The sequence below is a fragment of the Pseudomonas sp. WS 5071 genome (genome assembly GCF_012985765.1).
GTDB lineage: Bacteria > Pseudomonadota > Gammaproteobacteria > Pseudomonadales > Pseudomonadaceae > Aquipseudomonas > Aquipseudomonas lundensis_A.
This window is the reverse complement of the sequence record NZ_JAAQWY010000003.1, coordinates 155443-178619: the sequence shown is the minus strand read 5'-3', so window position 1 is coordinate 178619 and position 23177 is coordinate 155443. Positions and strand designations below refer to the sequence as shown.

Here is a 23177-nt window from a genome sequence, read left to right as displayed (position 1 = left end):
ATGTCTGATTGGGTTGACAGGATTGTGGCGAACGTTGTGCGTCTGGAGGTCAGGTTACTGGCCTGTCAGGCGCGCTTGCAGGCCGAAACCGACCCTGAGGCGTTGCACGACTTGCGCACTACGGTGCGCCGCCTGCGCAGTTTGCTCAGGCCCTTGCGCGGCTTGCCGGGCGTGGTCCAGCTGGAAATGGCGGCGTCGCAAGTGGGCGCCCTGACGACGCCATTACGCGATCTGGAAGTCCTGGCGGCGTACCTGCGCCAACAGGGGTATGTGCAGTTGGCCGAGCGTCGGCTGTCACAGCTGGCGGGCAGTTATGGCGCTGTTGCCGAAAGCGCGCAATTGGCGCAACTGCTGATGATCCTCGACGTCTTCCCGCGCTTTCTGCGGGCCGCACAGCGCGAAGGGCTAATGCGCGGTTTGCGTCAACGCATCGAAAGGGTGCTTGAAAAACAATGGCAGACCCTCGAAAAAGCGCTGAATGATCCCGGCCATGACCGGCACCGTGTACGCCTTTTGATCAAGCGCGTGCGCTACGCCGCCGAAGCCTATCCCGAACTTGATTGCTTGCCGCCGAGGGTACTGGCACGGCTCAAAGTGGCGCAAAAAGCCTTGGGCGACTGGCACGATGCCTGGCAGTGGTTGCTGCAAGCCGAGCAGCAGCCGGACCTGCAGCCCTGTGTCCAGGCATGGCGTGAGACCCTGGCCCGTGGTGAAAAGGACGCCGACCGGGCGTTGATCAAATTGAGTGCAGCCTGTTTTCACTCATGATTTGGCCGAATCAAGCGCTGTGCCGTGCCCGTCGGGTGCGTAGTATTCGCCCCTAATCATCGGTTTCGAGGTGTTCATGCAGTTTTCTGAATTGGTTGCGGCGGTCCGTGATAATCCGTCGTCCGTCACCATCCCGGCTGACTGGGGGCAGGGGCGCGCAACGTTTGGTGGCTTGATGGTGGCCTTGCAATATGAAGCCATGCGCGCGCAGGTGCCTGCGCAGCGTGCCTTGCGCTCGCTGTCCGTAACCTTCGTAGGACCTGTGGCGCCGGATGACCTAGTCAGCTTTGAAGTCGACGTGCTGCGTGAAGGCAAAGCCGTCACTCAGGTGCTGGGCAGGGTGCTGCAACAGGGCCAGGTGGTGACCCTCGTGCAGGGCAGCTTCGGCGCGTCACGCGAGTCGACCGTCAACATGCAAAGCCTGCCCGCGCCGGACATGAAACCCGTCGAGGGCTGCCCGCTGTTGCCCTATATCAAAGGCATTACACCGGAATTCATGCGGCATTTGTCGATGGGTTGGGCGGTGGGAGCCTTGCCGTTTACCGGTAAAGGCGGGCGTGAAATGGGCGGCTGGGTGCGGTTTGCAGGCGAGGTCAAGGACGAGCCCCTGACCGAAACCCACGTACTGGCCTTGGTCGATGCCTGGCCACCGGCCTTGCTGCCGTTGCTGGGCAAGCCGGCAGCCGGTAGCACCTTGACCTGGACCATTGAGTTTGTGCAGCCGCTTGTTCACATCAGCACCCTTGAGTGGTGCAAATACCTGGCTGTGATCGAGCATGCGCAGGATGGTTATGGCCATGTGGCGGCTAATCTGTGGTCGCCAGAGGGCGACTTGATTGCGATCAGCCGCCAGACGGTCACGGTGTTTGGCTGATCAGAACGCCTGACTGTGTGGCCCGTCCTGCGCCTTGCGACGCTGGTGTTGCAGGCGGGTAGCCGCAAACAGCGTCACCAGGCCAATCACAGCACTGGTGGCGTTGCCACTGAAGATGCCTGAGGCCAGAAGCAGAAAGGCCACAACCATCAATGCGACAGCCATCAGGTCAATGGCCTGATGCGTGGCGCCTGCGTGGCTCTGCGGGTTCGAGCGCCATTGCCAGGCAGGTAGGTTGGGATGACGTTTGCCCATGATTGCACTCCTTGTTCAAGGGTTCAGCGTTGGCTGAACCGGATGAACAGAGAATAGGCCCGTGCAAGGCGCACGGCGAATCGACAATGGCTATTGGCCTTATAGCTTTAACTGACCGATGGCCCGGTTTAACTCACCGGCCAGGGTCGCCAGTTGATTGCTGGTGGTGGCCGAGTCGACGGTTTGTTGCACGGTGTTTTCAGTCACGTCGCGGATGCTGACCACAGCACGGTTCATTTCTTCAGCCACCTGGCTTTGTTGTTCGGCGGCCACTGCAATTTGGGTGTTGCTCTCGCGCATCTGGGCGACGGCACTGGTAATTTCCGCCAGTGCTTCGCCTGCCTCCTGCGCCTGTTGCACGCAGTCGTCGGCCTTGAACGAGCTTTCCTGCATGAAGTCCACGGCATCACGGGTGCCGGCTTGCAAGGCCGAGACCATGGTGGTGATTTCGTCTGTGGAGGCCTGTACACGCTTGGCAAGGTTGCGCACCTCATCGGCCACCACGGCAAACCCGCGCCCCATCTCGCCTGCCCGGGCAGCCTCAATCGCCGCATTGAGGGCCAGCAGGTTGGTCTGTTCGGCAATGCTGTGAATCACGCTGACCACGCTGTTAATTTTCTGACTGTCTTGAGCCAGTTGCTGAATCATCTCGGCAGTTTGCTGCACGCCGCTGGACAGGCTGGCGATGGAGTCCTGGACCCGGCTGACCACTTGCTGGCCGCTGCCGGCGAGGGTGTCGGCGGTTTGCGACAGGTCACGGGTGGCGCCTGCGTGCTGGGCAATGTGATAGACCGTGGCTGACATTTCATTGATGGCGGTGGCGGCCTGATCGGTTTCGCTTTGCTGGCCGAGCATGCCATGACGCACCTCGTCCATGCTGCTGGCCAGTCGCGCGGCGCCTGCATCCAGTTGTGCGGCGGTGTCGGCCACGGTCTGCACGATACGTTGGTAACCGGCTTGCATGGCATTGAAGGCGCCGGCCATTTGCCCGACTTCGTCGGTGCAGGCCAAGGGCACGCGGGCCGACAAGTCACCGGTTTTTTCGACGCGCAACATCACGTCCTTGAGCGTATTGAGCTGGCTGAGCAAGAACTGAATCAATAGTTGCGAAGCGCAGAGCATCGCCAACATCAGCACGAACACCGCGACGGCGTAATTAGCCAGACGCTCGACAAACACGTGCGCCAGGCTTGGCGCGTAGGCCAGCACGGCAACCCGCTCACCGTCAGGGCGGGTGACGACCTCGGCGCCCAGCAGTGGATTTTCGCCAAAGAACGGCAGGTGGTGGATGGACACCCAGCCATTGGCATCACTGAGCTGCGGCAGGGGTTGTTCGTCCACCGTCGGGACTTGGCCGGGAGTTATCGGTAGCAAAAAGTCGACAGTGGGCAAGGCTTGGCCGCGCGGCCAGGCACTTAGCAATTGTGCCTGCGCATGGGCGTTGGCTTGAGCGGCGTCGCTGCGCGACTGTTGTTCGAGCTGCACGGCGTAGAGGACCAGCAACAGCGTGGTGACGAAGGCCACCGCGTTGACGGCCCAGAACTTGTATTTGAGCGAGATGTTGCTAAGCCAGGCACCCATGGAAGGTCTTCTCTGATTTGGCGGAAACAATATTGGCAAGGTGCCATCATTGTGCCGCCAAACCATGGCGATCTTGTTGATGTGGGTCAAGGGCGCCAGCTTGCTTACGGTCCCCCCGGCGCCTTAATCGTGATGGATGGCCGGTAAACTAAAAAAGGTGCGGGCACAGGCAGTGCTGTGTGCGGCCAGATCGGCTTGTGTTTCACCTCGGTGCAGTGCGACTTCACGCAGCACTTCAGGGAGATAAGCCGGTTCGTTGCGGCCATTTTTGGGTTTAGGGCGCAGCGTGCGGGGCAGTAAATACGGCGCGTCACTCTCCAGCATCAGACGACCGCGAGGAATGTTGCGCACCAGTGGGTGCAAATGCGTACCACGGCGTTCGTCGCAGATCCAGCCGGTGATGCCGATGTGTAAATCCAGGTCCAGGTAACTGAACAGCGCCCGTTGTTCGCCGGTGAAGCAATGCACCACGGCAGCAGGCAGGCGGTCGCGGTAGTCGCGCAGGATCTCCAGCAAACGCTGATTGGCGTCGCGCTCGTGCAAAAACACCGGCAATTGCAAGTCCACCGCCATCGCCAACTGTTCTTCCAGCACTTTTTCCTGTTGCGGGCGTGGCGAAAAATCACGGTTGAAGTCCAGACCGCATTCGCCCACCGCAAGCACCCGTGGCTCTTTGAGCAACGCGTGTAAACGCCGGGCGCTGTCGGCATTCCAGTCGCTGGCCGAGTGCGGGTGTATGCCCGCCGTCGAAAACAGCCGCAAGGCACTTTCATCCTGCTCATGGCACAGCTGCAAGGCTTGTTCGCTGCCGTCAACGCTGGTGCCCGTGAGCACCAATTGGCATACGCCTGCAGCGTAGGCACGCTCCAGAACGGCCTCATGTTTGCCGTCGAAGCTGGGGTTGGTCAGGTTGACGCCGATATCGATGAGTTGCATGGTGCTACCTCAGGCCACAGGCCGCGAAGCATATCAGAGCTGCAGATTTAATAAGAAAAACCAAGAACTACAGAGAGTTATGGTTGTCTTTGAATGCCGCAATTGCGCAATTCCCGGTACAGGGTTCGCTGTAACCGCGCAATTGCACACCGCTCACAGCGCACCTGATGCCCCAAAGGGCGACCGGTTGTCGGGTTTTCCGGCACGCTGAAGGGCTGTCTTCTTTGCGGAGAACGGATGACAAGACTGACGCTGTGGATTGCGCTGTGCCTGATGCTGTTGCCTGCTATGGCAACCGCACGCCTGCCTGGGCCATTACAGGCCGGGCAGCCGAGTCAGGTCCGCGATCTGGCGCAGATTCGCAGCAGTCAAGTGTTGCGCGTGCTGGTCAATCAAAGCCGCAACAGCTCGGGCGAAGTCCAAGGGCAGTCGATTGGTGTCGAATACCATCGGTTGCGCGCTTTCGAGCGTTATCTCAATGGCCATGCGCGCAATGGTCAGCAAATCACCCTCAAAATCATCCCTAAAGCCAAGGATCAACTGCTCGGCGCGCTGCTGCGTGGCGAAGGCGATTTGATGGCGCCCGGCGAGCTGCTGGATGTCAAGCCGACCCACGCCGTGAGCCCGAGCGAGCCGATCATTGATCGCGTGGCGCTGATCCTCGTGGGCGTCAAGGGCGAACGGCGTTTCACCCGCCTTGAGCAGTTGTCGGGCCGCACGGTGGCATTGACGACGGGCAGCGCCGCGGGTGCGGCGGTGAACGTGATCAATCAAAAACTGGCGTTGCGCAAACTGCCGCCCGTGAAAATCGAATGGGTGGACCCGACCCTGGCGGTGGAAGATGTGCTGGAGATGGTGCAAGCCAAGATCTACCACTTGACGTTAGTCGAGCAGCCGATTGCCGAGCGTTGGGCCGCGTTGATGCCCAAGCTGCGCTTTGATCGCAAAGTACTGGTCAGCGAGCCAGGTGCCATGCGCTGGTACGTGCGGCGCGATGCTTCGATGTTGCGGGCCAGCATCGACCGTTTCTTGACGACCTACAGCGTCCCTGACGATCAGAATGTGGCATTTGAGCGCGTCTATCGACGCCTGTATCGCGTCCACTACCCGCTGGCGCGGGCTGACCGGCAGAAGCTCGAAAAATTGCGTCCGGTGCTGCAAAAACATGCCCGGCAACAGGGCATGGACTGGCTCAATCTGGCGGCGTTGGCGTTCAAGGAGTCCACACTCAACCCCAATGCCAAAGGCTCTGGCGGGGCCATGGGATTGTTGCAAATCACTCCTTCGGCGGCGCAACGGGTGGGGGTCAACAACATTCAAAGCGTCGACAACAATGTGCAGGCCGGGGCCAAATACCTGGCGATGATTCGGCGCAAGTTCTTTGCCAGCCCCAAGTTGAATGAACGCGAGCGCATGGCGTTTGTACTGGCGGCCTACAACATGGGCCCCGAGCGCGTGCAAGGCATGCGCGCCGAGGCTAAACGCCGGGGGTTGAACCCCAACCAATGGTTCTTTCAGGTTGAGCGCATTGCCATGGAGCAGGTGGGAATGGGGGCGGTCAGCTATGTTAATAGTGTGAATAAATACTTTTTGGCCTTCGATCGGGAGCGCGACTCATTGGAGCCTGATGAACCGAAGCTGGCACTTCGAAAATAATCGAAATAACTGATAGTTATCTTGGATTTATTCGGCTATTAACATTCTAAAAACTGATTAGTATGGCGGCACATCCCAACCTGATTAACAAAAGGACTGCACCATGAACAAATTCACCCATACCGTTTTGGGGACTCACGCGGGCTACGGCTTGACTGTTTTGCGCGTTCTGGTCGGGATCATCTTCGCTGCCCACGGTTCGCAAAAACTCTTTGGCTGGTTTGGTGGCGGTGGGCTGGCGGGCACGGCGCAGTGGATGGAAAGCATTGGCCTGGCGCCGGGAACATTGATGGCACTGCTCTCGGGCGGCACGGAGTTCTTCGGCGGTCTGGCGCTAATTATCGGTTTGTTGGCCCGGCCTGCAGCGTTGGGGCTGACCTTCACGTTACTGGTGGCGATTTTCACGGTGCATATCAGCAACGGTCTGTTCATGGCCAACAACGGCTATGAGTTTGCGCTGGCCTTGCTGGGCGGTACGTTGGCCGTTTTAATCGAGGGTGCTGGCAAGCTGTCACTGGATCAGGCGATTGCCAACAAGTAAGCCATGAAGCCTGCTCGCTCTTGTGCAAAAGGACGCGTCGAGCAGGCTTGCCTGTGTTCTTGATTCTCTGCGTCGCTGATCGCCCCGGAACGTGATTCTTGACAGCTGTAACCGGGTTTATCTAGGATGTTTTCTTGCGCCGATTTAAACAGCTACTTGCGGGGCGCCGGGTGTTCGACTGATCACCCAAGAGGCCGGTAACAGGCCTTGAAATACCGCTAAAGCGCTGGTTCGGTGTTGCCTCTCACCTGCCACGCAGAATCCTGAGGCGGAGAACCCGATAAATGAGTCAGCCACGTCCCCTTGTACGTCTCGCGCCGATCACGGCCAATCAAACTTTTCGTAATCCTAAAATCCTCCTGGGTGGCAAACATCAGCCCACGCTGTTGCGCTATCTGGACGGTTGGCCGCGCAGGAAAGGTCGGGCTTCGGCGTTTTTGATTCAGTTTGTGGAAGAGGGTGACGCTTTAGCGCGGTTTGCCAATGACAGCTTTGACTTGGCCGTGATTCAGTCACCCCGTCAACACCAGGCCGAGGCCGTCATCCACAACCTGGTACGCGTTTCTCGCCAAGGGCTGATTACGTTGCGTTAACGCGTCTCTGCGCCAAGTCTTTATATGCATTACTTGGCGCACACCCTTATGAGCGCTGTTGGTGAGCTCTTATTTCATTGGCATGTTTGCAATGATTCACCAGTTCGCTGCGTGTTGCCCAGTCGGTGTTGATGATAAAAAAGTGTTGTATATAACTTTCTGCATTGTCCGATTTGAACCAGGTATTGACTTTGTCACTGAAATCATCGGGAACATGCAGCGGTAATACATACTTGGCGCACTGGATGGCAACAAGTTTATAAGGGCTTTTATACCGATCGAGCGTGCTGTCCATAAAGCGTTTGAGGTGATGGGTGGATATCAGGTTTTCACCGCTCCAGCGTTGGTCCACGCCTCGCCACAGCAGCGGCGAGTCAGTGTCGTGATTGTAGGCCGCCACGACCGTTGCGCCCGGGTGTTCTTTCCATAGCGCCTCAAGTGTTAACCGAGCGCATTTTTCCGGGATGATCAATGTGCCGAGCACCTTTGAGATTAGCGCTTGCAGCTCTTCGTGGGCTTGGGGTGTGAAGTCCCGGAACTCGTGGAAATCCAGCACAACGATTTCTTTTTGCGATTGTTTGTCTGCGTAGAATTGCCTGAGCATCTGCAGGATGTCGTGCTCGACTGTACGGCCCGATGATGTGCCGTGGAATAACTGAAAGCGTCGCGCGTCTGCGACTGGGTACTTGGCGTAGAACGCCACCCTTAAATCCAGTGCCCGGATGCCATGCTCCAGCTGTTTCTTGGGGGATACGTCTTGGGTAATCGCTTGTGGCCACTGGAAGTTGGGCGCTTCCTTGTCGCTCCCGGAGTCATGGCTGCCTGGCAATATGAGTTCGCCAATATGCAAATGCTGTAGGCCGGGAACGTCACTCATCCAGTAACGGTTGTTCTTCGTGCTCATGGTCTTTCACTCCTTGAATGACCGTTGGTTGATTAACCTGAGCATAGAACTGGAATGATTGGATGAACGGCTAATACATATGTGGCTACATCTTTAGCAGGCGCTCTACATCAGGGGTAGTCGATCGCCACGATACACACCCATTGTTCGCCGGTAGGGGTCTGGACTTGCACTTGAGCATCCAGCGGCTTGCCGATTAATGCGCGGGCCAGGGGTGAGTCGATGCTGATCAACCCCTGTTTCAAATCCAGTTCATCCGGGCCGACAATGCGGTAGCGCGCGTGTTTGCCGTCTTCATCCTCAATCGTGACCCAAGCACCGAAATACACCTTATTAGGATCGCTGGGCTTGTCACTTACCACTTTGAGACTTTCGAGACGCTTGGTCAGGAATCGCACACGGCTGTCGATTTCACGCAGCATCTTTTTGCCGTACGTATATTCGGCGTTTTCAGAGCGATCGCCCTGCGCTGCGGCCTCGCTGACAGATTGCGTGACCTGGGGACGACGCACGTGCCACAACTCGTGCAGCTCGGCCCGCATCCGCGCTTCACCTTCGGGAGTGATCAGCGCGGTGCCAGCAGGGCGTGGTGGGCGATAGCGGCTCATGGGCAATCCATTGGGGGAGAAGGTCGCGAGTCTATCAGCCCTCGCGCAGCACTGTCAGCGGGCTGGTATTGAGGGCTTTGCGTGTACCGAAGACACCTGCGGCACCCACCATCAAGGCGCCCGCCACTGGCAGCAACAATAGCCACGGGTGCGGGTGCCATGGCAGATCGAACGCAAAGCGGTACAGCACCAGACTGACCAGTTCGGCGCCGATGGCGGCGAGTAGCCCGCTGGTGGCGCCGAGCAGGCCAAACTCGATCCGGCGCGCCTTGATTAACAGCGTGCGCTGGGCCCCCAGTGCACGGAGCAAAGCGCCCTGGCGGATGCGTTCGTCCAGGGTGGATTGCAAGCCAGAAAACAGCACCGCCATACCGGCTGCCAGCACAAACAACAGCACGTATTCGACTGCGATGGTGACTTGCGCAAGGATGCTGCGCAGTTGGGCCAACAGGGCTTCAATGGGCAAAATCGTCACCGCCGGGAAACGGCGGGACAGTTCGATGATTTCCCGGTCATGGCCCGGCGCCAGATAGAAACTGGTGAGGTAGGTGGCCGGCAAGTCCTGCAAAGTGCCAGGCTGGAAGATCATGAAGAAGTTGGGTTGGAAATTGTCCCAGTTGATGCTGCGCAGGCTGGTGACTTGTGCTTCACGCCGGGCACCGCCGACGCTGAAGGTCAGGTGGTCACCCAGTTTCAGTTTGAGGCTTTGGGCCACTTTGGCCTCGACCGAAACGCCGGGAATGCCGTCGCCGGGTTGTTGGGTCCACCATTGGCCCGCTGTCAATTCATTGCCCGCGGGCAGGTTGGCCGCCCAGGTCAGGCTCAAGTCGCGTTGAATGGCTTTGTCGCCGCTGGAGTCCTTGCTTACGAGGCCCTGCACGGCTTCACCATTGATGCTGATCAAGCGACCCGGTACGACGGGATAAAGCGGCGCGGCCTTGGCTTGCAGTTGCATCAGTCGCGCCCCAAAAGCGTCTTTGTCAGCAGGCAGGATGTTAAGCGCAAAGTAATTGGGCGCGTCTTTGGGGAGTTGGTTTTGCCACGTGTCCAGCAGTTCCCCGCGTAACAGGGCAATCAGCGCCATCGACAGCAGAATCAGCCCGAACGCCAAGGCTTGACCGGCGGCCGCCAGCGGGTGGCGCAGCAGTTGTCCCAGCCCGAGTCGCCACGGTAACGAGGCGCCCGCCAATAGACGGCGCAGACTTTGCAGGCCCATTAGCAACAAGCCGCCCAAACCCAGTGCGGCCAGAATACCGCCACCCAGCAGGGCAAATGTCAGGACCAGATCAAGGCTCATGCGCCACATGATCAGCCCAAGCGCGAGCAGGGCCGCGCCATAGATGCTCCAGGTGCTGGCGGGGATGGGCAGCAGGTCGCGACGCAACACCCGCAGCGGAGGCACTCGTCCCAGCGCGGCCAGCGGCGGCAAGGCGAAACCTGCCAGCGCCACCAGCCCGGTTCCCATGCCGGCAAGGGCAGGTAGCAGGCCGCCCGGCGGTACGTCGGCGGGCAATAAATCATGGAGCAAGGCGAACAAACCAAGCTGCGCGAGCCAGCCCGTCAACGCGCCTGCCACACTGGCCAGCAACCCGAGCACGGTGAGCTGCAGGGCAAACAGGATTAGCGTTTCGCGCCGGGACAACCCCAGGCAGCGCAGCAGCGCGCTGGCATCGAAGCGGCGATTGGCAAAACGGGTGGCCGACAGTGCCACGGCAACGCCCGCCAGCAATACGGCGACCAGACTGGCCATGTTCAGGTAGCGCTCGGCCTTGCCCAACGCGCCGCCGATTTGCTGATTGCCGTCGCGAGCGTCCAGCAAACGTTGGTTGGCATCGAGTCCGGGCTGTATGACTTGGCGATAGGACGCCAGCGCGGGTGCTTCGCCGCTCCACAGCTCGCGGAAATTGACCCGGCTACCGGGCTGTACGATGCCGGTGGCGTCCAAGTCATCCAGGTTGATGAGTACCCGTGGGGTCAGGCTGTAAAGGTTGCCAGCCCGGTCGGGTTCGTAAGTCAGAACGCGGGTGATGCGCACCGTTTTTGAACCCACCTCGATCGGATCACCGACCTTGAGGTCCAGTGCTGTCAGCAGGCGTGATTCGGCCCAGGCCTCACCCGGTTTCGGGCCGCCGCCGGGCTGCTCTTGAGCGTAAGGTTTTGCTGCGCTTTTCAGTTCGCCGCGTAAGGGATAGGCATCGTCTGCGGCCTTGATGCTGGACAGTTGAATACCGTTGTCGGTGGCAATCACGCTGGAGAACTCTACGATCCGCGCGTGTTTAAGGCCCAATTCCTTCCCTAAGCGAACCTGTTCGTCACGAGCGGGGGAGGTGCCATCGAGTACCAGATCGGCGCCAAGGAACTCTGTGGCTCGCAGCAGCATTGCGCCGTTCAGGCGCGCACCGAAATAACCGATAGCGGTACTCGCCGCCACCGCCACCAGCAGGGCGAAGAACAGAACGCGCAGTTCGCCTGCCCGCGCATCGCGCAGCAGCTGGCGGATGGCAAGGCTCAACAGGCGTAGCAGGGGCAAACGTGCCATCAAGGCTCCAGAGGGCCGACCAACTGGCCGGCTTCAAGGCGGATCAGGCGCCGGCAGCGGTGTGCTAGGCGTTCGTCGTGAGTCACCAGCACCAGCGTGGTGCCACGCTCTTGATTGAGCTCAAAGAGTAGATCGGTGATGCGCTCACCCGTGTGACTGTCGAGGTTGCCGGTGGGTTCATCAGCGAACAACACATCGGGTTCGGCGGCGAACGCGCGGGCGATGGCCACGCGTTGCTGTTCCCCGCCGGACAGTTGGCGCGGTGAATGGCTCAGGCGCTGACCCAGTCCGACGCGCTCCAACAGGTGGCGGGCGTGTTCGCGGGCATCTTTGCGGCCTTCCAGCTCCATCGGCAACATGACGTTTTCCAGTGCGTTAAGGCTGTCGAGCAGTTGAAAGGACTGAAACACAAAGCCGACATGTTCGGCGCGAACCCTGGCGCGCTGGTCTTCGTCCAAGGTGCTCAACGCGCGCCCTGCGAGGATGACTTCGCCTGCACTGGGCAGGTCGAGCCCGGCCAATAATCCCAGCAGTGTGGATTTGCCAGAGCCGGATGCGCCGACGATGGCCAGGCTGTCGCCTTGACGCAGTTCGAGGTTCAGCGGATGAAGGATGATTAACTCGCCTTCCGCGCTGGGTACCACTTTGCTAAGGTTCTGCGCGGTGAGAATACGTTCGCCCATGGAGAATCCGATGCGTGTGTGGTTTTTAAGTGCTGCTCTGGCCCTGATGTGCATGGCGCAGAACGCAGCGGCGGGAACAATTTTGATCGTCGGCGATAGTATCAGCGCGGGTTTCGGCCTGGATACCCGGCTGGGCTGGGTGTCTTTGCTTGAGCAGCGACTTGCACAGGAAGGTCACCCCGATCAGGTGGTCAATGCGTCTATCAGTGGTGATACCAGTGCGGGCGGTCTTGCGCGTTTGCCTGCGCTGCTTACAGAGCATAAACCGGATGTGGTGATTGTCGAATTGGGGGGTAATGACGGCTTGCGCGGTCAGTTGCCGGCTCAATTGAAACAAAATCTTGCCGGTATGATCGATAGCGCCAAAACCGCGGGCGCCAAGGTGCTGCTGTTAGGAATGAAGTTGCCACCCAATTATGGCAAACGTTACACCGACGCCTTCGCCGAGGTTTATACGCAGCTGGCTACTGAAAAACAGATCGCGCTGGTGCCGTTTTTCCTTGAGGGCGTCGGGGGCAATCCCCAGTGGATGCAGGCAGATGGCTTGCACCCTGCAGCCGCTGCACAGAAGCGTCTGCTGGATAATGTGTGGCCTGTGCTAAAACCGTTGCTTTGATGCTTTTCTAGTCGCAGCGTTTCGGCTAAGGTGGCGCCCCCCCGATTTGGAGCCCCCGATGTCGCGTCCTGCCTGGTCTTTATATGCCTATCAACTGATCGAGCCTGACGAACAGCTCGATTTGTTCGCCTGCCAGGAGGTACGGGTGCATCTGGTGACGCGTCAATTGGAGCTGGGAGGCACCATCGACCGTACGTTATGCGGCTCGTTGCTGCCTGCGCAGCCGCGCTGGTCGGACGTGACGCGCAAGGTATTTCAAGACCACCGTCTGTGTCCGCTGTGCCGCGCAATCATTGAATCGCAGCGCCGTGGCACCGAGCCGATCTGGCCTGAATTGCGCTTTGAACTATGATCTACCTCGTCTGACCATTTTTGCGAGGTACGCCGCCTCCTGAACCCGGCAGGCTGCGTGTACACTTTCCCCTTTTTGTCCCCCGTTGATTATGCGAAGGATGTTCCGGATGTTGTCGCGCCTACCTGCCGTCACCCGTTGTCTGTCAGTTGCCGCACTGTGTGTGGCAGGCCCTGTTGCTGCTCTTGAATTTCCGTTGCCGCCGCCCGGTGAAGACGTGGTCGGGCAAGTACAAATCATCAAGGGCCGCTACGAAGACTCTTTCGCAGATCTGGGCAATGAGCATGAGCTGGGCTATTCAGAGATGATTGCCGCCAACCCGGGCATCGATGCCTGGTTGCCGGTCAAAAAGAATCCCGACGGCACGCTGGTGGACACCGATATCGTGTTACCGACGCAGTTCATCCTGCCCCCCGGCAAGCGGGAAGGGATCGTGATCAACCTGGCCGAATACCGGTTGTATTACTACCCCAAGGATCAAAACAAGGTGTATACCTTTCCGCTGGGCATTGGTCGTGAGGGCTGGGGGTCGCCAGTGGGCCAGACCCGCATCACCGCCAAGACACCGAACCCGACCTGGACGCCTCCCGCGTCGATCAAGGCCGAACACGCCCGCAATGGTGATCCGTTGCCCAACGTGGTGCCAGCCGGCCCTGACAACCCTCTGGGGCCTTTCAAGTTTACGCTGGGCATGCCGGGTTACCTGATCCATGGGTCCAATGCCAAGTTTGGTATTGGCACCGGCACTAGCCACGGCTGTTTCCGCATGCTGAACAAGAACGTCTTGCAAATGTCGCAACTGGTGCCGGTGGGAACGCCTGTTCGCATCATCAACGAGCCCTACAAGATGGGTGTAAGTGGCGGCAAGGTGTACCTGGAAGTGCACGAGCCCTTAAACGTCAAAGACGGTTCTCTGCTCGCCAAGAGCGACAAGTCGCATTTGACGCAAGAAGACAAAGAGCAAAAGTGGGCTGGTTTTATGAACTTTGTGCTCAAGCACAAAGCGCTTGAAGACACTATTCAGATCGACAAGGAAAAAGCGTTCCCTGTTGTGGTGGCAGAAACGGGTGTACCCGCCGAAATTGGAATCAGCACTGCTGTAGTGCCGCAAGTTCCTGGCCTAAGTGAAGAGCCGCAGGGCGAGTCGCTCGATTACGTGCAGTAATCGATCACTAAAAAGCCGCCGCAGTCGGTGATTGCGGCGGCTTTTTTTTGCCTGTTGAAAATATCTCAGGCAAAAAAAACCGACCCATAAAATGGGTCGGCTGGTAACAGCCCCGAAGGACTATTACTTGCGGCTTGCTTTTTCAAGCATGCGCAGAGCACGTTCGTTAGCTTCATCAGCAGTCTGTTGTGCTTTTTGAGCAGCAGCCAGCGCTTCGTCAGCTTTACGGTAGGCTTCGTCAGCACGAGCCTGGGAACGTGCTGCTGCATCTTCAGTTGCAGTCAGACGGGCTTCAGTTTCTTTAGATACGCTGCTGCAACCGGTAGCCAGAACTGCGGCCAATGCCAGAGCAGAGAATTTCAGAACGTTGTTCATCGTGTTCCCCTTCAAGGACTTTCTAATTGAAGCTGCTCCTTCAACATGAGGAAACAGCCGGCGTACATACTACCCATTACTTGTAGTAAGTAAACTGACCTAGCGCAAGAACCAAAAAAAATAATTGGTAATGACTGGCCATGGGCTAGCTTTAACAGATTGTGCTTGTAAAACAGTCGGTTTGACGCACTAAGCACATCGCCCTATGTGGGGATAGGGTGTCAGGTTTCAAGTGACTTTAGCGCCGGATTCTCGTCATAGCTTCAACATTCCGCAAAATGTTCAATGGACTGGCATGAGGCTGAGCGAGAGACGCTTCGGTCAGGTCGAGTTTAGCGAGCGTTTATCTCGAGTTTGACTACGCTTTACACAGGCTGGCATCTTGCTACTGCGCAAGGTCAACGCTTGGTGCGCAGTGGTTCCCTCGGCGGAAAAACAACAGTAAGGTAGGGGTCACGGTTCAAGACCCGCGAGGAGTAATGATGAGCGAGGCGTTGTCCATCCACCATGACCAGGCAGGTCACCAGTTTGAGACCACTGTCGACGGTCATCGTGCTTACCTGACCTACATGGATCTGGGCAAGCAGACTCTGGATATCTACCGCACCTTTGTTCCCAACGCCCTGCGTGGTCGCGGAATTGCTGCCGCATTGACTGAAGAAGCACTCGATTACGCCGAGAAGATGGGCTATGACGTAATTCCTTCATGTTCTTACGTGGAGCGTTATATGGAACGCCACAAGCGTACTCCAGCCAAACTGTGATCCCTTTTATGCTCGCTGCCCGCCACCCCGGGCGTCACTCGACGCCCTTCTTGCCGCTATTGACCTGAATCAACGTGAACACTGACCCCCTCGCTTAGTCTGGAATCAGGCGGGGGAGGCGCGTTGCCGAGCCCGGATTATTGACTGTGGAGAGAACGCATATGATCCGTGAAGTCGAAGGCGACATTTTACTGAGTCAAGCGCAGGTGATTGCTCACGGCATTGCGCCTCAGGATCCTTTCGATACCGGCCTGGCGCTGGCTCTGCGTGAGCGTTGGCCATCCCTGGTGGCGGACTATCGTCACGCCGCCCACAGCAAGGCACCGCAGCCCGGTGAGATCTGGTGCTGGTCGGGTGTGGATGACAAGGGTGGGGTGCGCAGCATTGTGAACCTGTTGACTCAAGACTCCCTACACGCCGGTCATGCCGCCAAGCCCGGCAAGGCAACCCTGAAAAACGTTGGGCATGCCTTGCGGGAACTGGCCCGGTATGTGACTGACGAGCACATCAAAAGCGTGGCGTTACCGCGTCTGGCCACCGGCGTCGGCGGGCTGGAATGGCAAGACGTCAAGCCTCTGATTGAAAAGTACCTGGGCGAACTCAACGCTGATGTCATCGTGTATGAGGTGTATCGCAAGGGTATAAAAGCGGACGAGCAACTGGGTTAACGTCGCGGCACTCACGTTTAAAACGCACAACCTGCACCCCGCGAGTATGTCGTTCTCGCGGGGTGCCTGCGTTTGCTGCGAATCTGATCGGAAGGTTTTTGATCTGTGTCTAGGGTGTTGGGTGACAGATGCTGTATTTATTTGAATCATCCGCCGTTCATTTAAGGAAATCTTATGACCGATGTGGTCACTCGCACTGCTTCTGTAAAGCCCGCAGCCAAAAAAGCGCCACGCAGCGTCCGCCCACGCCGCGCCCAGTCCGGTGATGTCGCCCCGACGCAGAGCCCGGCGCAACTTCAGCGGCATGTAGTCGAAGATAAAATTCAGTCGCGCCAGGCAGCGACCAGTGCGGCGGTCAAAGACATCCTTCAGCAAATTCCGCAGGGCGATACGCAGGGGCTTATCCAGACCTTGGGCACCTTGATGTCGGGCATGTCTCCCGACGATGCGGTGGTGTTGCGCAATGCGTTGCTGAGCCAGGAAAGCGAGTCGGTGTTTCACCAGCGCCCCCTGCACCCGGACGATCAATTGGCACCGGATTGGCGCAAAGGCAATTACCCCTATAAGAACCTGATGTCGCGCCGTAACTACGAGCGCGAGAAATATCGCCTGCAAGTTGAACTGCTCAAGCTACAAGCCTGGGTCAAGGAAACTGGCCAGAAAGTCGTCATTCTGTTCGAAGGGCGGGATGCGGCGGGCAAGGGCGGTTCGATCAAGCGTTTCATGGAACACCTCAATCCTCGGGGTGCGCGTATTGTCGCGCTGGAGAAACCCAGCGAAGTAGAGCGTGGCCAATGGTATTTCCAGCGCTATGTTCAGCATTTGCCCACAGCAGGTGAAATCGTGATGTTTGACCGAAGCTGGTACAACCGCGCTGGCGTTGAGCGGGTGATGGGCTTCTGTTCGGACGATGAATACCTGGAGTTCATGCGCCAGACACCGGATTTCGAACGCATGCTGGTGCGCAGTAACGTCCACCTGATCAAGTTCTGGTTTTCAGTCAGCCGGGATGAGCAGCGTCGACGTTTTAAAGAACGCGAGAAACATCCGCTTAAACACTGGAAACTCAGCCCGATCGATCTGGCGTCTCTGGACAAGTGGGACGATTACACCAAGGCCAAGGAAGGCATGTTCTCGTACACCGATACCTCGGATGCACCCTGGACCGTGATCAAGTCCAATTGCAAGAAGCGCGCGCGGTTGAGCGCCATGCGCTATGTACTGCACAAGTTGCCGTATGCCGATAAGGATTTGAAAGGTATCGGTGCGCTTGATCCTTTGATCGTGGGACGCGCCAACGTGGTGTATGAGCGCGGCGAACGCCGGGCTTCGATTCCGTTGTAGAACGGTGTAAAGCTCCTGCAGGGGCGGGTGCGCCCCTGCAGGTTCAGCCGTGGCGGTGGTTAGCCGCGAGCACGTTTAGGCAGAACATCCTTGAGCTTGGCACGCATGCTGCGCAGGGTGCTCTCGGTGCTTGCCCAGTCGATGCACGCATCGGTAATCGACACACCGTATTGCAAATCTTCAAGGTTTTTAGGGATGGCCTGGCAGCCCCAGTTCAAATGGCTTTCGACCATCAGGCCGATAATCGACTGATTGCCTTCGGCGATCTGATTGGCCACGTTTTCCATGACCAGTGGCTGCAAGGCCGGGTCTTTGTTGGAGTTGGCGTGGCTGCAATCGACCATGATGTTCGGGCGAATTTTCGCTTTGGTCAGCGCCTGCTCGCACAGGGCGACGCTCACGGAGTCGTAGTTCGGCTTGCCGTTGCCGCCGCGCAGTACGACGTGGCCGTATGCGTTGCCTTTGGTGGTGACAATCGAGACGCCGCCTTCCTGATTGATACCCAGAAAGCGGTGCGGGCTGGAAACTGATTGCAAGGCGTTGATCGCTACCGTCAGGCCACCATCGGTACCGTTCTTGAAGCCAACGGCCGAAGACAGGCCGGAAGCCATTTCGCGGTGGGTTTGCGATTCGGTGGTGCGGGCACCAATGGCCGACCAGCTGATCAGGTCTTGCAGGTATTGCGGGGAGATTGGGTCCAACGCTTCAGTCGCAGTCGGCAGGCCCATTTCAGCCAGGTCGAGCAACAGTTTACGCCCGATGTGCAGACCGTCTTCGATCTTGAACGAGTCATCCAGGTACGGGTCGTTGATCAGGCCTTTCCAGCCGACGGTGGTGCGTGGTTTTTCAAAATACACCCGCATGACCAAGTACAGCGTATCGCTGACTTCAGCGGCGAGGGCCTTGAGGCGCTCGGCGTATTCGTGGGCAGCCTTGATATCGTGGATCGAGCAAGGCCCGATGACAACGAACAGTCGATGGTCTTTGCCATCCAGGATGTTGCGAATCACCTCACGGCCTTTGGTCACAGTCTGCAACGCAGTTTCACGCAGAGGCATCTCGCGCTTGAGCTGTTCAGGTGTGATCAGGGTTTCGTTGGAGGCAACGTTTAGGTCGTCGATCGGTAAATCAGCCATCGTGTTACTCGTCAGGTCACGGGTGCCGGCCGCCAGCGATCCCCGTGCGGCGGAGCACAGCATGATTGAGCGCAACGGGGAGCCGAACCTTAACGCGTAAAGCGGTTATCCGACAATGGGCACACGCAGGTTTAATCCAGTGCCGGTTGACCCAGCGCGCGCTCCAGGGTGGCTTGAGAGAACTCCACAGCATTGAGGCTGATCCATTCCAGCGCCAGTGCTTCTATGTTGTCTACCTGCGGGTTTTGTAATCGCTGCAAGCGGTAAAAGTGTTCGATCTGACACACCTGTTCGCCCATGCGTGCGCCAAATAGCGTCGAGGCATCGGTAAAGGTAATGCCAACACGGTAGCCCTGTGCACGTTTTTCGCACCAGGCGATGTAGCCCGCGTAATGTGCATCCTGACCCAGGGTAGGCATGTGAATGTCGACGGCTGCTCCACGCTTCCAGCCTCGATCGCTGTTGCATGAAACGCCGCCAAGGCTGATAGAGTGCAGCTTCTGGCGTGAAAGGGCGGGTTGTTCGCGGGGCGTAATCTCAGCGGGAATATCATCTGGGTGGGGTAAAAAGCGACCCATGAACGCACACTCCAAGTGCCAGCACTTTGATATTGTTTGCCTCAGTATAGTGGGTGAAATGGAACTGACAGATTTTGATGCGGACCGGCATTTGCTGGAACTGCCCGGTACCTCACTGGTGATATTCACTGGCGCCGGGTGTTCGAGCTGCCGAGTCGCCCGCCAAATGTTGCCCGCGATGGTGCTGCCCGTTGACCGGCTGTGCTGGATTGACGCAGGCGATAACGGTGGTTTGGTGCAGCGCTATGGGATTTTCCATTTGCCGACACTGTTTGTGGTGCGGGACGGCCAATGTTATGGCGAATTGAAATCGCGTTTGAGTGAAGGCGAGCTGGCGCATCACATCCGGCTGGCCTTGATGACGGAACCGGACGAACTGCCTTGAACCGGTCGTTCACCCCATGCACACCCTGTGGAGGCGACATGAGTAAAGGCTTGAAAGGCAAGTTGGTGCTGGCGATTTCGTCCCGCGCCCTGTTCGATCTGAGTGAAAGCCATGAGGTCTATCTGGCCCGGGGCATTGAAGCGTATCGCCAGTACCAGATTGAGCATGAAGATGAAGTGCTGGCGCCGGGAGATGCCTTTGCACTAGTGCAAAAGCTGTTGAGCTTCAATGCCACCCTCGGCCGCGAGCGCGTTGAAGTGGTGCTGGTCTCGCGCAACAGCGCCGATACCGGCTTGAGGGTCTTCAATTCGATCCAGCATTACGGGCTGGCCATTTCCCGGGCGGCCTTCTCAGGAGGGCGCAATCCCCATCCTTATCTCAATGCCTTTGGCTGCGACTTGTTTTTATCAACCCACGCCGATGATGTCCGTAGCGCGCTGGACGCCGGCTTCGCGGCCGCGACGATTTTGTCCGGAGGCACGCGGCGGGCTGAAAACAAAGAACTGCGCATAGCGTTTGACGGGGATGCCGTGCTGTTTTCGGACGAAGCCGAGCGCGTGTACCAGTCGGGCGGTATCGAAGCATTTCAATCCCTGGAGCGTGACTCGGCGCGCAGCCCGTTGCGCGGCGGCCCCTTCAAGGGGTTTCTGGAGGCGCTGAACCTGTTGCAGCGTGAATTCCCGGATGACGCCTGTCCGATTCGCACAGCGCTGGTGACGGCGCGCTCGGCGCCCGCCCATGAGCGGGTGATTCGCACCCTGCGTGACTGGGACATCCGGCTGGATGAATCGCTGTTTTTGGGTGGCCTGGACAAGTCAGCCTTTCTCGAAGCCTTCGCTGCTGACGTGTTTTTCGACGATCAGGCCGGTCATTGCGAGCGCGCCCGCCAAGTGGTTGCGACCGGGCATGTGCCCCACGGTATCAGCAATGAACGGCCGGATTTGCCTGCCGACTGACATCAAGGTGATAGCCCTCGCACTTCCCTTGGCGCTGCTAAGCTGAATCCATCTCGGCCAATCATTGAGTCGAGGGAGGTGGCATGATTCGCTCGATACTGTTTGCCAATGACCTCGGTATTTATGCGCCGCTGGTGATGCAGCACGCCTTGGGACTGGCGCGGACCTTCCGCGCGGACTTGTACGTGGTGCATGCCGTGGAGCCAATGGGGCTGTTCGCTGAGTCGGTGTTGCAGAGTTATCTCGATGAAGAGGCATTCAGCGCGCTGCACCGTCAGGGCATGAGCACCATGTTGTCGAACATTGAGCTGCGGGTATTGCAAAGCCTGCGCGACGAGTTGGGCGAAGGCGGGCAGGAACTGGCCCTGATTCGCTCGGTCAAGGCGATTCAGGGGGAGCCGGCGCAGGTGATTTTGCAGCAATCGAACAGCCTGGCGGTTGACCTGTTGATTCTGGGCAGTCATGGCCAGTCCACCGCAGGGCTTCGCCGTTTGGGACGTACTGCAGCGCAGGTCATCGAGCTGGCGCAAATGCCGGTGTACCTGGTGCCGCTGCTGCAGCGCCGGCGTCGCACGGATGGTGAAGGCGCATAGAGGGCTCATAACGATAAAAAAGTTCTAGATTTCTTCTTCTGACCTTCCATATAGTTATATACCGCCGCCGATACCCTTGGCGTCTATTTGCTTTGAGGGATGCATATGAAGCTTCAACAATTGCGCTACATCTGGGAAGTGGCGCACCACGACCTCAACGTTTCCGCCACCGCACAAAGCCTTTACACCTCACAGCCGGGTATCAGCAAACAGATTCGCTTGCTTGAAGACGAATTGGGCGTCGAAGTCTTTGCCCGCAGCGGCAAGCACCTGACCCGCGTCACGCCGGCAGGCGAGCGTATCATCACCACGGCAGGCGAGATCCTGCGCAAAGTTGAAAGCATCAAGCAGATTGCCCAAGAGTTCTCCAACGAGAAGAAAGGCACCCTGTCGATTGCGACCACCCATACGCAAGCGCGTTATGCCTTGCCGCCGGTAATCAGCAACTTCATCAAACAATACCCGGATGTCTCGCTGCACATGCACCAGGGCTCGCCGATGCAAATCGCCGAAATGGCGGCAGATGGCACCGTTGATTTCGCCATTGCCACTGAAGCCCTTGAACTGTTCGGCGACCTGGTGATGATGCCGTGCTATCGCTGGAACCGCTGCGTCGTGGTGCCTCAGGGGCATCCGCTGACCAAGCTACCCAAGCTGACCCTTGAAGCACTGGCCGAATACCCTATCGTGACGTACGTGTTCGGTTTCACCGGCCGTTCGAAGCTTGACGAAGCGTTCAGCCACCGTGGTCTTACACCCAAAGTGGTGTTCACCGCAGCCGACGCCGACGTCATCAAGACCTATGTCCGCCTTGGGCTGGGGGTTGGGATCGTGGCCAAAATGGCCGTCGACACTAACCTTGATAAAGATTTGGTGGTGCTGGACGCCAGCGAGCTGTTCGAGTCGAGCATCACCAAAATCGGTTTCCGACGTGGCACGTTCCTGCGCGGCTTTATGTGCGATTTCATCGAAAAATTTGCGCCGCACCTGACCCGCGAAGTGATGGCCAAAGCTATCCAGTGCCATAACAAACAAGAGCTTGAAGACCTGTTCGAAGGCGTCGAATTACCCGTTCACTAAACGCTCATGTCCGTCCCGGTAACCGGGGAGGACTAGCGGCAAGGCCCGTCTGCCTGAGACGGGCCGCTGTGCGATTACTGTTCGGCGTTGCGAGAGTGGCGGTAGTCGCTGACCGACTCATACACGGCCTTGCGCAACCGGTTGATGCCGCCAATGGGCCGATGCGCGTCAATCCCGTGCCACGGGTTGAACGACAGGTTGTCACACGTCAGGTTCTGGCTTGGGGTATCAAAGTCTTGCGCGGGCACAGTGACCCGCGCCACCGTCTCGAACGGTGCCTGCGACTCTTGCCACTCAATACTGGTGTCCTCGATCGGCATGTAGCGATTGGCGTTCTGACGCTGAATTTGCAACACGAAACAGGCAGGTACGCGGTCCGTGGACAGTTGTTGAGTCAGCGCATTGCGCAAGAAATTAGGCAGCGCCTGGTTCTGCTCGGGCAGGGCGTAGGCCGGGCATCGATCAGGGTCGGGTGCTACCCGGAATTTGGCGTTTACGCTGCCAAATTTGTAAGGCGAGACCGAAAAATACGTGGTTTGTATCGGGCTGGCCGGGGCAGGTGACAGCGTCGCCAAGGCAATGAACAAATGACGAACCTGCCAGTCTTTCGGGTTCCATGACGGGAAGAACGCCATGACTTTTTTGCCGTCGGCCTGCGCCCCGATGTTTTGTCGGTACTCGGCCACATCGCTGACGAAGAAATTGGGATGGTTGAACATCACAAAATCCTGTTCGGTTCGGCCTTGTTGACTGGCCATCAATTGGGTGCCCGGAACATCTAGCAATTTGATAGCCATGCCCCGTGCATCGCGAATGCTGTCAAATTGCGGGTAAGCGTTTCCGTTGGACAGGCGCATCACGGCGTGCCAGGTCTTGCCGGGCTCGGCGAAGACACCTTGACGCAGGGCCGGGTCAAGGTCGTTCAACACCTCAACCTCCGCTTTGACGCAGCCATGTGCCTTGGCGTGAGCATCGCGCAGGTAGCGGGTGTTTTCCCGGTGCTGATCGACGATTTTGATGGCGGTCTGAATCGTATCCCGGGTCATTGCGGCTTCACCGGCCGGGATTTCTTCTTGAGTCGACACGGGCCCGCGGTGCTGCCAGGCATACCAGCCGGTGGCCAACGCCCAGCCGATTAACCCCAGCGCGATCAGTGCCAGCAGCAACTTGCCCAGCCATGAGCCCAGGCGCGTCCAAAGAGTGGTCAGCATACAAACATCCTTTTAG

At 58.3% G+C, this 23177-nt stretch carries 26 protein-coding genes; 15 read left to right on the top strand and 11 right to left on the bottom strand.

The window, feature by feature from the left end; all coding sequences use genetic code 11:
- Together HBN61_RS03000 and HBN61_RS02995 are read left to right on the top strand one after the other, a co-directional pair.
- Positions 1 to 768 carry a CHAD domain-containing protein gene (locus HBN61_RS03000; RefSeq protein ID WP_170046139.1) on the top strand — a complete coding sequence of 256 codons (768 nt, stop codon included), beginning with the start codon at positions 1 to 3 and terminating at the stop codon, positions 766 to 768.
- 76 nt (positions 769 to 844) lie between these two features.
- Positions 845 to 1642, top strand: a complete 798-nt coding sequence (locus tag HBN61_RS02995) for an acyl-CoA thioesterase (RefSeq protein WP_170046138.1) — start codon at positions 845 to 847, stop codon at positions 1640 to 1642.
- On the opposite strand, the gene HBN61_RS02990 is transcribed toward HBN61_RS02995, so the two are convergent.
- The 3 genes from HBN61_RS02990 to HBN61_RS02980 form a co-directional block, all read right to left on the bottom strand.
- Entirely contained in the window at positions 1643 to 1897 is a 255-nt protein-coding gene (locus HBN61_RS02990) for a terminase (RefSeq protein WP_094994047.1), read from the bottom strand.
- Between the two features lie 99 nt (positions 1898 to 1996).
- Complete coding sequence (locus tag HBN61_RS02985) at positions 1997 to 3478, bottom strand: methyl-accepting chemotaxis protein (RefSeq protein WP_170046137.1); 1482 nt, start codon at positions 3476 to 3478, stop codon at positions 1997 to 1999.
- A 123-nt stretch (positions 3479 to 3601) separates the two neighbouring features.
- The gene (locus tag HBN61_RS02980; protein ID WP_094994045.1) at positions 3602 to 4414 is read right to left on the bottom strand and encodes a TatD family hydrolase; all 813 of its coding nucleotides are present in this window, start codon (positions 4412 to 4414) and stop codon (positions 3602 to 3604) included.
- 237 nt (positions 4415 to 4651) lie between these two features.
- Here HBN61_RS02980 and HBN61_RS02975 point away from each other — a divergent pair, with 237 nt between their 5' ends.
- From HBN61_RS02975 to HBN61_RS02965, 3 genes are all read left to right on the top strand, one after another.
- A complete protein-coding gene (locus tag HBN61_RS02975; protein WP_170046136.1) occupies positions 4652 to 6070 on the top strand; it encodes an MltF family protein in 1419 nt (472 codons plus the stop codon).
- Positions 6071 to 6173: 103 nt separating this feature from the next.
- Complete coding sequence (locus tag HBN61_RS02970) at positions 6174 to 6611, top strand: DoxX family protein (protein WP_094994043.1); 438 nt, start codon at positions 6174 to 6176, stop codon at positions 6609 to 6611.
- Positions 6612 to 6895: 284 nt separating this feature from the next.
- Positions 6896 to 7204, top strand: coding sequence for a class I SAM-dependent methyltransferase (locus tag HBN61_RS02965; protein ID WP_170046135.1), 309 nt, complete (start codon positions 6896 to 6898; stop codon positions 7202 to 7204).
- 46 nt (positions 7205 to 7250) lie between these two features.
- On the opposite strand, the gene HBN61_RS02960 is transcribed toward HBN61_RS02965, so the two are convergent.
- The 4 genes from HBN61_RS02960 to HBN61_RS02945 form a co-directional block, all read right to left on the bottom strand.
- Entirely contained in the window at positions 7251 to 8108 is an 858-nt protein-coding gene (locus tag HBN61_RS02960) for a PI-PLC domain-containing protein (protein ID WP_170046134.1), read from the bottom strand.
- Between the two features lie 110 nt (positions 8109 to 8218).
- Complete coding sequence (gene greB, locus HBN61_RS02955; RefSeq protein WP_094994040.1) at positions 8219 to 8716, bottom strand: transcription elongation factor GreB; 498 nt, start codon at positions 8714 to 8716, stop codon at positions 8219 to 8221.
- 34 nt (positions 8717 to 8750) lie between these two features.
- Positions 8751 to 11255 (bottom strand): ABC transporter permease, encoded by a 2505-nt coding sequence (locus HBN61_RS02950; protein ID WP_170046133.1) that lies wholly within the window; start codon positions 11253 to 11255, stop codon positions 8751 to 8753.
- Positions 11255 to 11938 (bottom strand): ABC transporter ATP-binding protein, encoded by a 684-nt coding sequence (locus HBN61_RS02945; protein ID WP_094994038.1) that lies wholly within the window; start codon positions 11936 to 11938, stop codon positions 11255 to 11257. Before HBN61_RS02945 ends, HBN61_RS02950 begins: the two co-directional genes overlap by 1 nt.
- 10 nt (positions 11939 to 11948) lie before the next feature.
- On the opposite strand from HBN61_RS02945, the gene HBN61_RS02940 reads away from it, so the two are divergent.
- The 3 genes from HBN61_RS02940 to HBN61_RS02930 all read left to right on the top strand — a co-directional run bounded on the left by HBN61_RS02940 (position 11949) and on the right by HBN61_RS02930 (position 14071).
- Entirely contained in the window at positions 11949 to 12554 is a 606-nt protein-coding gene (locus HBN61_RS02940) for an arylesterase (protein WP_170046132.1), read from the top strand.
- Between the two features lie 58 nt (positions 12555 to 12612).
- On the top strand, positions 12613 to 12906 hold the full coding sequence (locus HBN61_RS02935; RefSeq protein WP_003446817.1) for a hypothetical protein: 294 nt from the start codon (positions 12613 to 12615) through the stop codon (positions 12904 to 12906).
- 109 nt (positions 12907 to 13015) lie between these two features.
- Positions 13016 to 14071, top strand: a complete 1056-nt coding sequence (locus HBN61_RS02930; protein ID WP_170046131.1) for a L,D-transpeptidase family protein — start codon at positions 13016 to 13018, stop codon at positions 14069 to 14071.
- Between the two features lie 123 nt (positions 14072 to 14194).
- Here the strand turns inward: HBN61_RS02930 and oprI are convergent, their stop codons facing one another.
- Positions 14195 to 14446 (bottom strand): outer membrane lipoprotein OprI, encoded by a 252-nt coding sequence (oprI, locus tag HBN61_RS02925; RefSeq protein ID WP_003172710.1) that lies wholly within the window; start codon positions 14444 to 14446, stop codon positions 14195 to 14197.
- 482 nt (positions 14447 to 14928) lie between these two features.
- Here oprI and HBN61_RS02920 point away from each other — a divergent pair, with 482 nt between their 5' ends.
- The 3 genes from HBN61_RS02920 (at position 14929) to ppk2 (ending at position 17222) form a co-directional block, all read left to right on the top strand.
- Positions 14929 to 15210 (top strand): GNAT family N-acetyltransferase, encoded by a 282-nt coding sequence (locus HBN61_RS02920; RefSeq protein ID WP_094994035.1) that lies wholly within the window; start codon positions 14929 to 14931, stop codon positions 15208 to 15210.
- A gap of 161 nt (positions 15211 to 15371) precedes the next feature.
- Complete coding sequence (locus tag HBN61_RS02915) at positions 15372 to 15878, top strand: macro domain-containing protein (protein WP_094994034.1); 507 nt, start codon at positions 15372 to 15374, stop codon at positions 15876 to 15878.
- A 174-nt stretch (positions 15879 to 16052) separates the two neighbouring features.
- Positions 16053 to 17222, top strand: a complete 1170-nt coding sequence (gene ppk2, locus HBN61_RS02910; protein ID WP_094994033.1) for a polyphosphate kinase 2 — start codon at positions 16053 to 16055, stop codon at positions 17220 to 17222.
- A gap of 59 nt (positions 17223 to 17281) precedes the next feature.
- Here ppk2 and HBN61_RS02905 read toward each other — a convergent pair whose 3' ends face one another.
- Positions 17282 to 18358, bottom strand: a complete 1077-nt coding sequence (locus HBN61_RS02905; RefSeq protein WP_094994072.1) for a 3-deoxy-7-phosphoheptulonate synthase — start codon at positions 18356 to 18358, stop codon at positions 17282 to 17284.
- A gap of 131 nt (positions 18359 to 18489) precedes the next feature.
- The gene (locus HBN61_RS02900; protein WP_170046130.1) at positions 18490 to 18936 is read right to left on the bottom strand and encodes a PilZ domain-containing protein; all 447 of its coding nucleotides are present in this window, start codon (positions 18934 to 18936) and stop codon (positions 18490 to 18492) included.
- Here HBN61_RS02900 and HBN61_RS02895 point away from each other — a divergent pair.
- The 4 genes from HBN61_RS02895 (at position 18935) to cysB (ending at position 21950) form a co-directional block, all read left to right on the top strand.
- The gene (locus HBN61_RS02895) at positions 18935 to 19321 is read left to right on the top strand and encodes a thioredoxin family protein (protein WP_170046129.1); all 387 of its coding nucleotides are present in this window, start codon (positions 18935 to 18937) and stop codon (positions 19319 to 19321) included. The genes HBN61_RS02900 and HBN61_RS02895 overlap by 2 nt on opposite strands.
- 38 nt (positions 19322 to 19359) lie before the next feature.
- On the top strand, positions 19360 to 20277 hold the full coding sequence (locus HBN61_RS02890) for a 5'-nucleotidase (protein WP_094994031.1): 918 nt from the start codon (positions 19360 to 19362) through the stop codon (positions 20275 to 20277).
- Between the two features lie 83 nt (positions 20278 to 20360).
- Positions 20361 to 20870 carry a universal stress protein gene (locus tag HBN61_RS02885; protein ID WP_170046128.1) on the top strand — a complete coding sequence of 170 codons (510 nt, stop codon included), beginning with the start codon at positions 20361 to 20363 and terminating at the stop codon, positions 20868 to 20870.
- Between the two features lie 105 nt (positions 20871 to 20975).
- On the top strand, positions 20976 to 21950 hold the full coding sequence (gene cysB / locus HBN61_RS02880; protein ID WP_047277772.1) for an HTH-type transcriptional regulator CysB: 975 nt from the start codon (positions 20976 to 20978) through the stop codon (positions 21948 to 21950).
- A 74-nt stretch (positions 21951 to 22024) separates the two neighbouring features.
- On the opposite strand, the gene HBN61_RS02875 is transcribed toward cysB, so the two are convergent.
- Positions 22025 to 23161, bottom strand: a complete 1137-nt coding sequence (locus HBN61_RS02875; RefSeq protein ID WP_170046127.1) for a catalase family protein — start codon at positions 23159 to 23161, stop codon at positions 22025 to 22027.
- Positions 23162 to 23177: the final 16 nt, after the last annotated feature.